Source organism: Rugamonas sp. GW822-FHT03B10 (assembly GCF_058801745.1).
Map to the genome: position 1 here is coordinate 94,301 of NZ_JBXANP010000015.1, position 13,956 is coordinate 108,256.

The 13,956-nt window shown below is 68.9% G+C and carries 12 protein-coding genes; 5 read left to right on the plus strand and 7 right to left on the minus strand.

Features of this window, described 5'->3' with window-relative positions; genetic code table 11:
• The first annotated feature begins 48 nt into the window (after positions 1–48).
• The 4 genes from AC1RQG_RS20985 to AC1RQG_RS21000 all read left to right on the plus strand — a co-directional run bounded on the left by AC1RQG_RS20985 (position 49) and on the right by AC1RQG_RS21000 (position 4,586).
• A complete protein-coding gene (locus tag AC1RQG_RS20985; RefSeq protein WP_493134229.1) occupies positions 49–978 on the plus strand; it encodes a DMT family transporter in 930 nt (309 codons plus the stop codon).
• A gap of 187 nt (positions 979–1,165) precedes the next feature.
• Complete coding sequence (locus tag AC1RQG_RS20990) at positions 1,166–1,627, plus strand: RidA family protein (RefSeq protein WP_493134231.1); 462 nt, start codon at positions 1,166–1,168, stop codon at positions 1,625–1,627.
• 101 nt (positions 1,628–1,728) lie between these two features.
• Positions 1,729–2,922, plus strand: coding sequence for an aminotransferase-like domain-containing protein (locus tag AC1RQG_RS20995; protein ID WP_493134233.1), 1,194 nt, complete (start codon positions 1,729–1,731; stop codon positions 2,920–2,922).
• A gap of 284 nt (positions 2,923–3,206) precedes the next feature.
• A complete protein-coding gene (locus tag AC1RQG_RS21000; protein WP_493134235.1) occupies positions 3,207–4,586 on the plus strand; it encodes a diguanylate cyclase in 1,380 nt (459 codons plus the stop codon).
• A gap of 12 nt (positions 4,587–4,598) precedes the next feature.
• Here AC1RQG_RS21000 and AC1RQG_RS21005 read toward each other — a convergent pair whose 3' ends face one another.
• From AC1RQG_RS21005 to AC1RQG_RS21015, 3 genes are read right to left on the minus strand one after another with little or no spacing between them, the layout of a single operon-like run.
• Positions 4,599–6,161 carry an FGGY-family carbohydrate kinase gene (locus AC1RQG_RS21005; protein ID WP_493134237.1) on the minus strand — a complete coding sequence of 521 codons (1,563 nt, stop codon included), beginning with the start codon at positions 6,159–6,161 and terminating at the stop codon, positions 4,599–4,601.
• Positions 6,162–6,173: 12 nt separating this feature from the next.
• Complete coding sequence (locus AC1RQG_RS21010; protein ID WP_493134239.1) at positions 6,174–7,781, minus strand: glycerol-3-phosphate dehydrogenase/oxidase; 1,608 nt, start codon at positions 7,779–7,781, stop codon at positions 6,174–6,176.
• The gene (locus tag AC1RQG_RS21015; RefSeq protein ID WP_493134241.1) at positions 7,778–9,388 is read right to left on the minus strand and encodes an FAD-binding oxidoreductase; all 1,611 of its coding nucleotides are present in this window, start codon (positions 9,386–9,388) and stop codon (positions 7,778–7,780) included. The genes AC1RQG_RS21010 and AC1RQG_RS21015 overlap by 4 nt, the downstream gene beginning before the upstream one ends.
• A 132-nt stretch (positions 9,389–9,520) precedes the next feature.
• Between AC1RQG_RS21015 and AC1RQG_RS21020 the strand changes: the two genes are divergently transcribed.
• Positions 9,521–10,558, plus strand: coding sequence for an AraC family transcriptional regulator (locus tag AC1RQG_RS21020; RefSeq protein WP_493134242.1), 1,038 nt, complete (start codon positions 9,521–9,523; stop codon positions 10,556–10,558).
• A 21-nt stretch (positions 10,559–10,579) separates the two neighbouring features.
• On the opposite strand, the gene AC1RQG_RS21025 is transcribed toward AC1RQG_RS21020, so the two are convergent.
• The 4 genes from AC1RQG_RS21025 to AC1RQG_RS21040 all read right to left on the minus strand — a co-directional run bounded on the left by AC1RQG_RS21025 (position 10,580) and on the right by AC1RQG_RS21040 (position 13,856).
• A complete protein-coding gene (locus tag AC1RQG_RS21025) occupies positions 10,580–11,017 on the minus strand; it encodes a hypothetical protein (protein ID WP_493134243.1) in 438 nt (145 codons plus the stop codon).
• Positions 11,018–11,075: 58 nt separating this feature from the next.
• On the minus strand, positions 11,076–12,530 hold the full coding sequence (locus AC1RQG_RS21030; protein WP_493134244.1) for a cytochrome P450: 1,455 nt from the start codon (positions 12,528–12,530) through the stop codon (positions 11,076–11,078).
• Between the two features lie 71 nt (positions 12,531–12,601).
• Positions 12,602–13,540, minus strand: a complete 939-nt coding sequence (locus AC1RQG_RS21035; protein ID WP_493134246.1) for a sulfurtransferase — start codon at positions 13,538–13,540, stop codon at positions 12,602–12,604.
• A gap of 115 nt (positions 13,541–13,655) precedes the next feature.
• Positions 13,656–13,856, minus strand: coding sequence for a hypothetical protein (locus tag AC1RQG_RS21040; RefSeq protein WP_493134248.1), 201 nt, complete (start codon positions 13,854–13,856; stop codon positions 13,656–13,658).
• Between the last annotated feature and the right edge of the window lie 100 nt (positions 13,857–13,956).

Below are 13,956 nucleotides of genomic sequence, written 5' to 3' on the forward strand. Positions count from 1 at the left end.
CACTGCCAGGAACCGTACCGGCACAGACCATCACAACAAGGAAACACCATGCAACCACCAGCCGCCGTTACCCGGCCCGTGCCCACCACCGCCCGCCTGGGCGACGATGCCGCCGGCATGCTGCTCGGCCTGATCGGGGTGGCCATGTTCAGCCTGACCCTGCCCTTCACCCGGCTGGCCGTGGCCGACCTCGATCCCGCCTTCGTGGCGCTGGGCCGGGCCGTGGCTGCGGCCTGCTGCGCCGCCCTGTGGCTGGGCTGGCAGCGCGCGCCGTGGCCGCCGCGCGCCGCGCTCCTGCCGCTCGCTTGCGTGGCCGGCGGCTGCATCGTCGGTTTTCCGTGGTTGTCGTCGATCGCCATGCGCACCGTACCGGCCACCCACGGCGCTGTGCTGGTCGGCATGCTGCCATTGGCCACGGCCGTGTGGGCGGCGTTGCGCGGCGGAGAGCGGCCCTCGGCCGGCTTCTGGTGCATGGCCATGCTGGGCACGGCGCTGGTGGCCGGCTTCGCCCTGCACGGCAGCGGCGGCCACTTGCTCCCGGCCGACCTGGCCTTGCTGGGCGCTGTGGTGCTGGGCGCGCTCGGCTACGCGGAAGGAGGCAAGTTGTCCCAAACCCTGGGCGGGCCGCAAACGATCTGCTGGGCGCTGCTGCTGGCCGCGCCCGTGCTGGCGCCGGCCGTGGCCTGGCTGGTCTGGCGCGATGCCGGCCAGATCGCCGCTGCCGGCGGCCGCGCCTGGGCCGGATTCGCCTACGTGTCGCTGATCTCCATGTTCATCGGTTTCTTCTTCTGGTACCGGGGCATGGCGCTGGGCGGCGTGGCCCGGGTCGGCCAGGTGCAGCTGGTGCAGCCATTCCTGACCATGCTCGGCGCAGCCCTGTTCCTGGGCGAGGCGCTGGAATGGCAAACCCTGTTATTCGCACTGGCAGTGATTATTGTGGTGGGCGCGGGCCGCAAAATGCAGGTCAAGCGGCGTTAAAACCGTAGAGAATTCTGATTTTGCCTGCTTTGTGGGCAGCGCCCCCGGCACGACGTACAATATCGGTCTGCCGCGCACGACGCGCTCACTCTATGCCACCAGCCGCACAGCCACGGCCAAATACGCAGACTAAATACACACGATAAACAAACCCGTCGCTCGTTCGACTTCACCTATTGGAACCCTCATGTCCGTCTACGAAAAACTCAAAGCCCTCGACATCACCCTGACCGCGCCTGCCGCGCCGGTGGCCGCCTACGTCATGTACGTCCAGAGCGGCAACCTGGTATTCCTGTCCGGCCATATCGCGCGCAAGGACGACGGCTCGCCATGGGTGGGCCAGCTGGGCAAGAACATCAGCACGGAAGAAGGCAAGGCGGCCGCGCGTGGCGTGGCCGTGGCCCTGATGGGCACCCTGCAGGAAGCCGTGGGCGGCGACCTGACGCGCGTGCGCCGCATCGTCAAACTCACCAGCCTGGTGAACTCCACGCCCGACTTCACCGAGCACCACCTGGTCACCAACGGCGCCTCCGAGCTGCTCGGTGAAGTGTTCGGCGACGCCGGCAAGCACGCGCGCGCCGCCTTCGGCGTGGCCCAGATTCCGCTCGGCTGCTGCGTCGAGATCGACCTGGTGGTGGAAGTCGCGTAATTCCCGGGCGGCGCCCTACCCGGCGCCGCCCATCCGCAGGCCGCCACAAGCGCGCCTGTCCCTAGTCCGGGCCAGCCCGGCATCTACTCAGTGAGACAAGTATGAAAATTGAAAACCCGAATCCGATGCCGTGGCGCTTCGCCGAGCGCGCGCAGCAGATGCAAAGCTCCTTCATCCGCGAGATCCTGAAGATCACCCAGCGCCCCGAGATCATCTCGTTCGCCGGCGGTCTGCCCTCGCCCGCCACCTTCCCCGTGGCAGAGATGAAGGAAGCGTTCGACCAGGTGCTGACCGACTCGGGCAACGTGGCGCTGCAATACGGCCCCACCGATGGCTACCTGCCGCTGCGCCAGTGGATCGCCGACTCGCTGTCCACCAACGGCGCGAAGATCGTGCCGGAACAGGTGCTGATGACGTCCGGCTCGCAGCAGGCGCTGGACCTGCTGGGCAAGGTGCTGATCGACGAAGGCAGCCGCGTGCTGGTGGAGACCCCGTCCTACCTGGGCGCGCTGCAGGCGTTCTCGGTGTACCGCCCCGAATTCGCGTCGGTGGAGACGGACGACCACGGCCTGGTGCCGTCCTCGCTGGACAAAGTGGCCCAAGGCGCACGCCTGCTGTACGCGCTGCCCAACTTCCAGAACCCCACCGGCCGCACGCTGTCGGTGGAGCGCCGCCAGCAGCTGGTGGAGACCTGCGCCCGCCTCGGCCTGCCGCTGATCGAGGATGATCCGTACGGCTCGCTGAGCTACAAGGGCGAACCGCTGCCGAAGATGGTGGCCATGAACCCGGACGGCGTGATCTACATGGGCTCCTTCTCCAAGGTGCTGACCCCCGGCATCCGCCTCGGCTACGTGGTGGCGCCGCTGCCGCTGGTGCGCCGCCTGGAGCTGGCCAAGCAGGCGGCCGACCTGCACACCTCGCAGCTGACGCAGATGGTGGTGCACCGCGTGATCAAGGACGGCTTCCTGGAGCGCCACATACCGAAGATCCGCCATCTGTACGGCGACCAGTGCCAGGTGATGCTGGACGCGATGGCCGAGCACTTCCCCGCCAGCGTGAAGTGGACCAAGCCGGAAGGCGGCATGTTCATCTGGGTCACCCTGCCCAAGCACGTCGACGCCATGGCGTTGCTGGACGAGGCCATCGCCAACCAGGTGGCCTTCGTGCCGGGCGCGCCGTTCTACGCCAACGAACCGGAGACCAACACCTTCCGCCTGTCGTTCGTGACGGTGCCGCCGGAGCGCATCCGCGCCGGCATCGCCACCCTGGGCAAGCTGATCGCCGCCAAGGTCTGAGGCGCCCCTCCCCCCACCCGCGCCGCCGCCGGCACCACCGGCGGCGGCGCGCCGTGGCGGCACCGGCGGCACACCGTTGTGCGCCGCCACTTTATCACCAAAAGTAACAAAAATTCCCTTCGGAAATGGCAAGCATGCCAAAAATGCATGCAAATCACCGCATTTACGGCAGTCCCGCATAAATTCTGAGGTTTCCCTCGAATAAGCCTGCATTTTTTTTCACAATTGCACATTGCAAAGCGGTATTATTTGGACGGATAGTCACCTTACCGTCAGGCCAGCCTTTGTACGCAAGCGCACACCATTCCGCCCTCAGCCCCGTCGCCGCCGCATCGCGGCGCGACGCCGCCATCCTGATCGTGGACGACGCGCCGGACAATCTCGGCGTGCTGCGCAAGATGATGGTGCAGCAGGGTTACCAGACCTTCGTCGCCACCTCCGGCGAACGGGCGCTGCAGATCGCGCGCCGCGTCCATCCGGACCTGATCCTGCTGGACGTGGTCATGCCCGGCATGGATGGATTCGAGACCTGCCGCCAGCTCAAGAGCCACGCCGCCACCCAGCGCATCCCCGTCATCTTCATGAGCGCGCGCACCGAGACGGAGGACGTGGTGGCCGGCTTCGACATCGGCGCCGTGGACTACATCGGCAAGCCGCTGCGCATGGCAGAAGTGTGCGCCCGCGTGCGCACCCAGCTGCAAATCCGCAGCAACAGCGAGAACCAGGAGGAGCAGGCCGAGCGCCTGCGCACCATCGTCAACAACATGGCCGAGGGCTTGCTGATCATCGAGGCGGACGGCCGCATCCAGTTCACCAACCCGGCCTGCGACAAATACCTGGGCTACCAGGAGAACGAACTGGCCGGGCGCTCCATCACCGACCTGCTCAACCCCATGGTGGCGCAGGAATACCTGGACTACTTCGAGCGCTACGCGGCCGCGCCGCAGACGGCCCACAACCACGGCACGCGCGAGGTGATCATCCGCCACCGCAACGGCAGTTCCGTGTGCATGGACCTCACGCTCACGCCCATGTATCTGCGCCAGCCGCTGTTCATCGGCCTGCTGCACGACATCACCCACCACAAGCAGTCGGAGGACGCGCTGCAGCGCGCGGCCATGGTCGATCCGCTGACCATGATCGCCAACCGCCGCCACTTCGACGCCTTCCTGGAAAAGGAATGGCAGCGCGCCCTGCGCAGCGGCATGCCGCTGTCGCTGGTGGTGCTGGACGTGGATCACTTCAAGCTGTACAACGACACGCTGGGCCACCCGGCCGGCGACGCCTGCCTGCAGCAGGTGGCGCAGGCCATCGCCTCGCACGCGCTGCGCCCCACCGACCTGGCGGCCCGCTACGGCGGCGAGGAGTTCGTGCTGCTGTTCGCGGAGACGGACGCCGATTCGGCCTACCTGCTGGCCGAATCGATCCGCGCCCACGTGGAGTCGCTGCAGCTGCCCCATCCGCGTTCGTCCACCTCGCCGTGGATCACGGTCAGCATCGGCGTCTCGACCATCCTGCCGCACCAGCTCGACAGCACGGAATCGCTGTTCGTGGCGGCCGACCGCGCCATGTACGTGGCCAAGGAGAGTGGCCGCAACCAGGTGCAGGCCACCCTGCCCGGCAACGCGGCCCTGGACGCCATCAAGGCGCTCACTGCGCGCTGAGCGCGCTGCCCCCTACAGCTGTTCCGGATAGCCGGTGATGGCCGCGATCTCGGCGTACATGGGCTGCAGGCGCTCGTACATCTTCAGGTAGACGCGCCGGTACAGCCGGTCGTACATCCGCTGGTTGGCAGCGTTGGGCTGGAACACGCGGCCCGTGCGCGTCATGGCGCGGATGGCGGCGTCGAAGTCCGGGTGCAGTCCCAGCCCGGCCGCGATGGCGATGGCCGCGCCCAGGCCCGACGTCTCGTACACGTGCGCGCGCGCGGCCGGCAGGCCGAAGATGTCGGCCGTCAGCTGCATCGCCGCGTCGCTCTGCGAGCCGCCGCCGGCCACGCGCAACTCCGTCACGGCCACGCCGCTGCGCTTCTCGATGCGCTCCTTGCCCTCGCGCAGCGCATAGGCCAGCCCTTCGAGGATGGCGCGGTACATATGGGCGCGCGTGTGCACGTCGCCAAAGCCGATCATGGCGCCCTTGGCCTCCGGCCCCGGCACGCGGATACCGGGACTCCAGTACGGTTGCAGCATCAGGCCCATGGAACCGGGCGGCACCTGCTCGACCAGCTGGTCGAACATGGCCTCCGGCGCCGTGCCCCGTTCGCTGGCCGTGGCCTGCTCCAGGTGGCCGAACTGCTCCTTGAACCAGTTCACCATCCAGTAGCCGCGGAAGATCTGCACCTCGGTGCTGTAGGCCCCCGGAATGGCGGCCGGATACGGCGGGATGAACGGCGTGACCTCCACGTATTTTCTGGTGGTGGTGTTGATGGTGGCCGTGGTGCCGTAACTGAGGCAGCCGATGTGCGGCGCCAGCCCGCCGGCGCCGATCACCTCGCACGCCTTGTCGGCGGCGGCGGCCACCAGCGGCGTGCCGGCCGGGATGCCGGTGGCCTCGGCGGCGGCGGCCGTGATGGCGCCGATCACCGTGCCCGGCTCCACCAGCTCCGGCAGCATGTCCGGTTTGATGGCCAGCGCCTGCCACTTCCAGTCACGCTTGCCGGCCCACTTGTGGCCCTTGTAATCGAATGGCAGATAGGCGACCTGCGAGCCGATGGAGTCGACCATGCGCCCGCACAAGCGGTAGTTGAGGAAGCCGGACAGCAGCAGGAACTTGTCGGTCTTGGCCCAGATGTCGGGCTGGTGGGCGGCGATCCAGTTGATCTCGGCTTCGCGCCGGAAGTATTCGATGGTGCTGCTCACGCCGGCCACCTTGAAGGCCGTGCGCCACAGCGCGTTCAGCGGCGGCACCTGCTCCGTGCGGCGCTGGTCCAGCCAGGTGATGGCCGGGCGCAGCGGGTTGCCGTCCTTATCGAGATTGATGACCGTGCCGCGCTGGGTGGTGACGGCCACGCCCTTGATGGCGGACTTGGGTATGTCCGTTTCCGCCCACAACCGCTGGCAGGCCACGCACACGGCCTTCCAGTAGCCGTCCGCGCTGTGCTCGGCCCAGCCGGGATTGTCCGAGAAGTACGGCTGCAGATGGACCTGGGTCTTGGCCGCCAGGTTGCCGTGCAAATCGAACAGTAGCGCGCGCACGCTCTGGGTGCCGTTGTCGATGGAGAGAAGATATTGTTCGGCCATGTCGTTCTTGTTCTAGATGGTGGCGGCGCGCTGCGCCGGCAGGCTGTAGTGGCTGGCCCATAATGCCAGATAGGCGCGCTGTTCGTCATCCCAGCGCTGGTCGCTCCAACCCAGCTCCTGCTGGCAGATGGCGCGCACGCGCGGCAGGATCTCCACCCCGCCGCCGCGCAGCTGGATGCCGATGCGGCTGCGGCGCAGCAGCAGGTCGTCCAGCTTCTGCACCGATTCGCAGCGCGCGGCCCAGCGCAGCTGGACCCACAGCGTTTGCGTGCCCGGTATGGTGGCCAGCTCGCCCTCGTGGGCCGCGTCAACCAGCGCCTGCGCCTGGGCGCCGTAGCGGCCCTGCAGGCGCTCCGCCTGCGTCACCGATAGCCGGCGGTCGTAGCGCAGCGGCGCGGCCGCATCGAAGATCGGACGCGGTTCCAGCTTGTCGCGCCAGTCCGGCAGCAGCGTGGCGGCCTTGCGCAACGCGTCGAGCGCGATCACGCGGAAGGTGGTCATCTTGCCGCCGGTGACGGTCAACAGGCCGTCCTCCAGCCACAGCGCATGGTCGCGCCCTTCCTTGGACGGATCGCTCTTGCCGCTGTCGATCACGGGGCGCACGCCCGCGTAGCTGGCCACAATGTCGCTCTCCTGCAAACCCAGTTGCGGGAACTGGTCGTGCAGCGCCGCCATCAGGTAATCGACCTCGGCCCGGGTGATGGCGGCCTCGCGCGCCATGTCGCCCTTGTGGTCGACGTCCGTCGTGCCCACCAGGGTCACACCCTCCCACGGGAAGGCGAACACGGGACGGCCATCGGCCGGATGCATCAGGCTCACAGCCTGCGCCAGCGGCAATCGCCAGGCCGGCAGCACCAGGTGGCTGCCGCGCAGTGGCCGCAGCCGGGGCGCCGCCCCGCCCTGCGCCCGCAGGCCGTCGGCCCAGGCGCCGGTGGCGCTGATGACGAGCCGCGCCCGCACTTCATGCGGCTGCCCCGTCACGCCGTCGCGCACGCGCGCGCCGCACACCTTGCCGCCATGGCCCCCGGAACGCAGCAGCGATTCCACCGCCATGTAGTTGAGCGCCACGCCGCCGTGCCGCTGCGCCTCGCCCAGCACGCGCAGCACCAGCCGCGCGTCGTCGGTCTTGGCGTCGGTGTAGCACATACCGCCCTGCAGGCCGGCGTCGGCGATGTTGGGCGCCAGCGCCAGGAAATCATCATGGGGGAAATAGTGGCGCGCACGCTGGCCCGCCATCAGATCGTAGATGGCCAGGCCGAGCAGGAACATGCGGCGGCCCGGCTTGCGGCCCTGGTAATCGCCGAACGCGAAGCTTTGCGGCTCCACCAGCCCGGCCGCGTCGCGCAGCAGCTGCTGGCGTTCGTGCACGGACTCGCGCGTGAGGCCGAACTTGCCCTCCTTCAGATAGCGCAAGCCGCCGTGCACCAGCTTGGACGAGCGGCTGGACGTGCCCCATGCGAAATCGCGCTGTTCGACCAGCAGCGTCTTCAGGCCGCGCCGCGCCGCCTCCAGCAGGATGCCGGCGCCCGTGATGCCGCCGCCGATCACGACCAGGTCCCAGTCGCGCGTCAGCAGCTCGGCCGCGCCGGCCCGCCCACCGCTGTTCCAGTGCGCGCTCATGACGGCACGGCCTCGGACGGCAGCAGTTTGCCGGGGTTCATGATCTGCTGCGGGTCGAAGTGCCGGAACAGCGCGCCCATGGCGCTCAGGCCCAGCGCTCCTTTTTCCGCCGCGATGTAGGGCGCGTGGTCGCTGCCCACGCCATGCTGGTGGCTGATGGTGCCGCCATTGGCCACGATGGCCTGGCTCACGGCCTGCTTGAGCGTGCGCCAGCGTGCCAGATCCTGCTCGAAATTGCCGGCCAGGCGGTAGACGAAGGTGGTGTACACGCTGGCGCCCTGCGTGTACAGGTGCGACAGGTGGGTGTAGGTGTGCACTTTCTCGCCGTGCTGGCCCAGCGCCGCCGTGGCGGCCGCCTCCACGGCCCCCATCATGCCGGCCACGCGCGGCCAGTCGACGGCCGTTTCCACCGTGTCGATGGCGTAGCCGTGCTGCCAGGCCGCGTTGCGCAGGTAGACGTTGCGGAAGCGGTTCTGCTTCCACTTGTCGCCCATGTGGCGGCCGATGTGCACGCCGCCGCGCGCGCGCGTGAGCGCCAGCGCGTCCTTCAGGGCGGCCCTGGCGGCGGCTTTGCGGCCGCTCACGCCTATCATCAGCATGCACTTGCCTTCGCCGCAGCCGCGCAGGCGCAGCCACGTTTCCAGCGCGCCGATCAACGTCTTGTGGCCGGCCAGCGCCAGCATGGTGACCGTCTCCAGCGGATTGGACAGGCGCAGCATGGACAGCGACAGGCCGGCCTGCACCACGGCGCGCACGGCCTGCTCGGCCCGATCCCAATCGGGGAAGAACACGGCGTGGAACGATTCATACTCGGGCAGCGGCGTCACGCGCACGGTCGCTTCCGTCAGGATGCCGAGCCGGCCTTCGGAACCGAGCACCAGTTCGCGCAGGTCGGTGCCGGCGGCCGAGGCGGGGAAGGTGGGGATGTCGAGCGTGCCGGCCGGCGTCTCCACCTTGCCGCCCCTGAACATCTGCTCGATGCGGCCGTAACGCAGCGATTGCTGGCCCGACGAGCGCGTGACCACCCAGCCGCCCAGCGTCGAATATTCGAACGACTGGGGGAAGTGGCCGAGCGTGTAGCCGTGGGCGCGCAGTTGCGCCTCCAGGTCCGGACCGAACACGCCGGCGCCGAACGTGGCCAGCTGCGACTGGGTGTCGAGGCTGAGCAGGTTGCGCAGGCGCGTCAGGTTCACGGCCAGCACGGGGCGCGGGCCGCCCGGCGCCGTCAGGTGGCCGGCCACGCTGGTGCCGCCGCCCTGTGGAATCAACGCCACATGGTGTTCGGCCGCGTAGTCCAGCAGTTCGCGCACCTGCTCCGGGCTTTCCGGGTAGGCCACGCCGTCGGGCGCCGTGTCGATGGCGCCGTAGCGCAGGCGCAGCCAGTCGGGCAGGCTCTGGCCCAGCGCGTTGCGCAGGCGGACGGCGGGCGTCGTGTCGATCAGGCGATGGGGCGCCAGCCGCGACGGGCGCAATTGCGCGCAAGCCGACTCGAAGGCGGCGTCTGGGAACGGCGTGCCGCCCCCGATGCGCTGCGCCAGGAAGCCCAGCGCGTCCTCGCCCAGCGCGAATTCTATGGTGTCGTCACCCCAACCGTTCCAGCGTCTCATCGTTTTCTCGTCCACGTTGCGGCGCGCTTGCAGCAATTGTTATACTGGCGCGCACCTGGCTAATCATGGCAGCAGAATAAGACAGAACCCACACGAGGTATTGCGTATTCATGACATCCGCATTGTTCTATCATGCCAAGCGCCACGCCTGACGCGCGCGCGCCGCGCGGCGGGCGCGTGGCCGGCTCCTATCTGCAGCCGCTGCTGGAGGCGGCCGCCGCGCGCGGCGTGCGGACGGGTGAACTGGAACGGGCCGCAGGCCTGCCCTCCGGCGCCCTGACCCCGCTGCCCGAATCGCTGGCCGCCGACGACTACGTGCGCCTGCTCGACGCGGGCGCCGACCTGGCCGGCGATCCCCATTTCGGCCTGCACGTGGGCGAACGCTTCAAGCTGGGCACCTACAACGTGTACGGCCTGGTCCTGCTCAGTTGCCGCGACTTCGGACAGGCCTTCGAGCAGACCATGCGCTACGAGCAGCTGGCGCACGACCTCGGGCGCTCGGCCCTGCGCGTGAGCGATGGCATGGCCCACTACACCTGGCATTGCCACTACGGGCCGGACCGGCGCCACCTGACCGACAGCGTGTTCGCCGGCATCCGCGTGTTCGGCAACTGGCTGGCCGGGACGACGCTGCCACCGGCCGAACTGGCGCTCGGCCACGCCGGCGGCGATCCGGCCGGCCATGACGAATATCTGCGCGTGTTCGGCGCCCTGCCCCGCTTCAACGCCCCGGCCAACACGGCCAGCTTCGACGCGCAGCTGCTGTCCTGGCCCGTGCCGAACGCGGACACGGGCCTCTATCCGGTGCTGCGGCAGCACGCCGAACAGCTGCTGCAATCGCGGGCACGGGCCGGGGCCGGCATCAACCAGCTGGTGCACGACGCCATCGTGCGCAACCTGGCCCAGGGCCAGGTGCGGCTGGCCTCCATCGCCGACGAGCTCAAACTGTCGCCGCGCACGCTGCAGCGCAAGCTGAGCGACGCGGGCGCCACCTTCCAGCAGGTGCTGGACCAGGCCCGCTTCGCGCTGGCGCGCGACTACCTGGGCCAGCCGGAACTGAGCCTGGTCGATATCGCCTTCCTGCTCGGCTACCAGGAGCAAAGCGCGTTCAATCACGCGTTCAAGGAATGGTCGGGCATGAACCCGGGCGCGTTCCGCGAGCGTGGCTGAGCCGGGGCGCCCGGCGCCGGCTCAGGTGGTGCTGCCGCGCACCCGGATGAAGGGGCCGATGCAGCTGTGGGTGTCGCGCTCGAAGCACATCAGGAACATGTCGCCGCTGGGGTGGAACAGGATGTAGCTGGTGGCCACATGCCCCACCTCCGTCACCTCGCCCGTGCAATCGGGCTTGCCGTTGTCCTTGATGATGGTGTCCACGTGCTTGTAGAAGCCCAGCGTGTCGGGCTGGTCGGCCACGTCGAAGGCCGATTCGGCCACCTCCTCGTTGCTCGTGACCAGGCTGCTGCCATCGTCGTGGATATGATAGGTTTCACTGCACGAGCCATCGGCCAGCGTGATCTGCCAGGTGCCGATCAGCGGATGGTCGTGGCGCAGCGGCGCGGCCTGCCCGCCAGCGGCCGCCAGCGCGCACAGGGCCACGGCCACGCAAGCGGGAATGATTTTTTTAAGCATGGGAGCCTCCGCTGGCGACATCGTCTTGGATACACGCTAGCCTAGCACTTTTTCGCGCTCAGGTCCGGCGCGCCAGCAAGCTGACGGGCAAGGCGCTGGGCGAATTGGTGAAGGTGAAGGTCTCCTCGGCCGGGGCGGCGCCGGGCACGGGCGCGATCGTGAAATGGCGCGCCAGCATAGCCATCACCATCTTGATCTCTGCCATGGCCAGATAACGGCCCGGGCAGAAACGGGGGCCGCCGCCGAACGGGAACAGCTTGCGGCCAGGGTCGTCGCCGCGCTCGGCCGCGGCGTCCAGCCAGCGCTGGGGCAGGAATTCGTCGGGCCGCGCCAGTTCGCAGTCGCGTTGCGCGGCCAGCCGCGTCATCGTGAAGATCACCGTGCCGGCCGGCACCGCCAGGTCGCCCAGCATCACGTCGCGCGTGGGTTCCACGGCCAGGAACGGCGCCACCGGTTTGAGCCGCATGGCTTCGCGGGTGGCCGCGTCCACGTAATGGAGCTGCTCCAGCAGACGGTAGTCGCGCAGCACGGGATCGGCGCCCAGCACCCGGTCCGCCTCGGCGGCCAGCGCGGCGGCCGCCGCCGGGTCGCGCGCCAGGAAGTCGATCAGCCAGGCCGTCGTGTTGGAGGTGGTGTCCTCGCCGGCGAACACCATGGTGATGGCGTTGCCCACCACGCCCGCGTCGGTGAAGCCGGAACCCGGTTCATCGCAGGCGATCACCAGCGCTTCAAGCATGTTCGAGGGCTTCTGGCGCAGCGCCGGCTGCTCCGCCAGGCGCCTGCGGGTCTGTGCGATGAAGCCCAGCACGGCCTGCTGGATGCGGGCGGCGGCCGCGTCGGCCTCGCGGTCGGAGGCGCGCTTGAGCAGCGACACGCGCCAGTACGGCAGCGCCGTCGTCAGCCGCCGCGCCACGCGGTTGAACAGGAATTCGATATCGCGCTGCAGCGGATTGTCCTCCAGCTCCAGCGTGTTGATGTCCTGGCCCATGGCCAAGCCTATCGTCACGTCCAGCGTGTAGGCCTTCAGGTCGCGCAGCACGTCCACCGGGCGCCCGGCCGCGATGGCCGCGCTCCAGCGCCGTTGCAAGCGCTCCGTCATCATGCCCAGGGTGGGAAAGAAGCCGTGGATCACCTCCGGCGTGAGGGCGCGCATCACCAGCTTGCGCTGGCGGCGCCACTCGTCGCCCTCGGCCGTGAACAGGCCGCGCGTGCCCACCTCCTCCAGCATCTGCGCCGTGCGCGCGGAACGGCGCATGACGTCGGGCCGGTCGCGCAGCAGCCCGGCGATCACGTCGCGGTCGGAGGTGACGAGGAATTGCTTGCGCATGATGTTGAAGCGGTACAGGGGGCCGTACTGGCGACCCCAATCCTCCAGCACCTGGTGGAACGGCCGGCGGTTGATGGCCGCCAGGTTCCCCGTGAACGGGCGCCCCTTCGGCCCCGGCAAGTCGGCGATGCGCCGTCCCGGCGCCGGTGGCGGCGCCAGCGCGGCGGCGCCGTGTGCGATTTCCATGCTGCCCTTGTCCATCATGTCTCCCCCAGACGGCTAGCTGCGCCAATCCCGGCATGGTGGCCGCCGGCGCGCTACCCTGTTCCCGTGCGGCAGACGACGGCGTTGGCCGGGTCGCCGCTCCACTCGCACCAGCCGCCGTCGTACACGCTGATATGCGGCCAGTCCATCAGCCAGGCGTAAAAGAAGGCCAGCGACGCGCGCCAGCCGGTGCCGCAGTAAAAAGCCATGCGGCGCTGGCGGACGATGCCCGCCTCGCGCCACTGCCGGCAAATCTCGCTGGCCGGTTTCATGCTGCCGTCGGGCCGATGGAAGTCGCTCATGCTGTTCACATCGTCGTCGTTGCCGGCCCGGCCCCACAGGGCGCCCGGAATGTCGCCCCGCGCGGCGATGTAACTATACCCCGAAATCTTGCCAATAAATTCATTCCAGGTGCGGATGCTGACCAGCGCCCCGTCCGGCGCTTGCAGCAAGGCGCGCGCCTGTGCTATGCCGATCAGGTATTCGGGTCGGGCCGGGAACGGCACGCCGAAGCTGGCCACGCCGGGGTAGCGCCGCGCCGCGCCGGCCACGGACGGATGGCCGCCCGCCTGCCACAAGGCGTAGCCGCCATCGAGCAGGCGCACGTCGCGCACGCCGGCGTACAGCATCAGGTGGGCGGCGCGGGCGGCGGCCAGGTTGTTACGGCCGTACAGCACCACCGTGCTGTCGTGCCCGATGCCGCAGGCCAGCAGCAGGCGCAGCAAGGCCTGGTCGCACACCTTGTTCCACAGCGGCGCCTGTTCCAGCTGGTTGGTGTCGATGTAGCCGGCGCCGGGGATGTGGGCCTGGGCAAAGGCGGCGGCGCCGTCGCACCCCACTTCGAACAGGCGCCAGTCGGGCGGCGGCGCTTCGGCCACGGGCCGGCCGGCCAGCACGGCGGCCAGCCAGGCGGGCGTGACGAGCTGGCGCCAGCGGACCAGGTCCGGGCGGAAGGCCGGTGCTGCCGGATTGTCGTGCGGATCGGACGTCATGCGTATGGGGGCGGCGGCGCGGACTGGCGCGGCCGGTGCTTGCGGAATGGGCGCTATTGTACGGCATGGCGCCGTACGACCGGCCGCCGCGCGGGCGGCCGGGTCAGCGCCCGGATCAGGCCAGCGCTTCCTTGGCCGCTTCCTCCGGGGTCAGGCCATCGTAGAACTGGTCGGTGAACCACTCGACCTGTTCCTCGATGTGCTCCTGCGCCTGCTGCTGCGTGGCGCCGCCGGCCACCAGAAAACCTTCCACCTCGATGCACCACTGGATCAGCGCCATCGTTTCCTCGTCCAGCTCTTCTTTTTTCTTCGCCATGGTCTTGCCTCTTGCCTGTCGCAGTGAATTTCAGCCCACAGTGTAGCAGTTTCGCCGCGGCGCCCCGCCGAATAGAGCTTTTCCTCCAAACGGGCGGGCC

Excerpts from the sequence above, each read along its gene's own strand:
- AC1RQG_RS21015 (WP_493134241.1), bottom strand. The coding sequence starts at position 9,388 with ATGAGACGCTGGAACGGTTGGGGTGACGACACCATAGAATTCGCGCTG.
- AC1RQG_RS21010 (WP_493134239.1), bottom strand. The coding sequence starts at position 7,781 with ATGAGCGCGCACTGGAACAGCGGTGGGCGGGCCGGCGCGGCCGAGCTG.
- AC1RQG_RS20995 (WP_493134233.1), top strand. The coding sequence starts at position 1,729 with ATGAAAATTGAAAACCCGAATCCGATGCCGTGGCGCTTCGCCGAGCGC.
- AC1RQG_RS20985 (WP_493134229.1), top strand. The coding sequence starts at position 49 with ATGCAACCACCAGCCGCCGTTACCCGGCCCGTGCCCACCACCGCCCGC.
- AC1RQG_RS21025 (WP_493134243.1), bottom strand. The coding sequence starts at position 11,017 with ATGCTTAAAAAAATCATTCCCGCTTGCGTGGCCGTGGCCCTGTGCGCG.
- AC1RQG_RS21005 (WP_493134237.1), bottom strand. The coding sequence starts at position 6,161 with ATGGCCGAACAATATCTTCTCTCCATCGACAACGGCACCCAGAGCGTG.
- AC1RQG_RS21020 (WP_493134242.1), top strand. The coding sequence starts at position 9,521 with ATGCCAAGCGCCACGCCTGACGCGCGCGCGCCGCGCGGCGGGCGCGTG.
- AC1RQG_RS21035 (WP_493134246.1), bottom strand. The coding sequence starts at position 13,540 with ATGACGTCCGATCCGCACGACAATCCGGCAGCACCGGCCTTCCGCCCG.
- AC1RQG_RS21030 (WP_493134244.1), bottom strand. The coding sequence starts at position 12,530 with ATGGAAATCGCACACGGCGCCGCCGCGCTGGCGCCGCCACCGGCGCCG.
- AC1RQG_RS20990 (WP_493134231.1), top strand. The coding sequence starts at position 1,166 with ATGTCCGTCTACGAAAAACTCAAAGCCCTCGACATCACCCTGACCGCG.
- AC1RQG_RS21040 (WP_493134248.1), bottom strand. The coding sequence starts at position 13,856 with ATGGCGAAGAAAAAAGAAGAGCTGGACGAGGAAACGATGGCGCTGATC.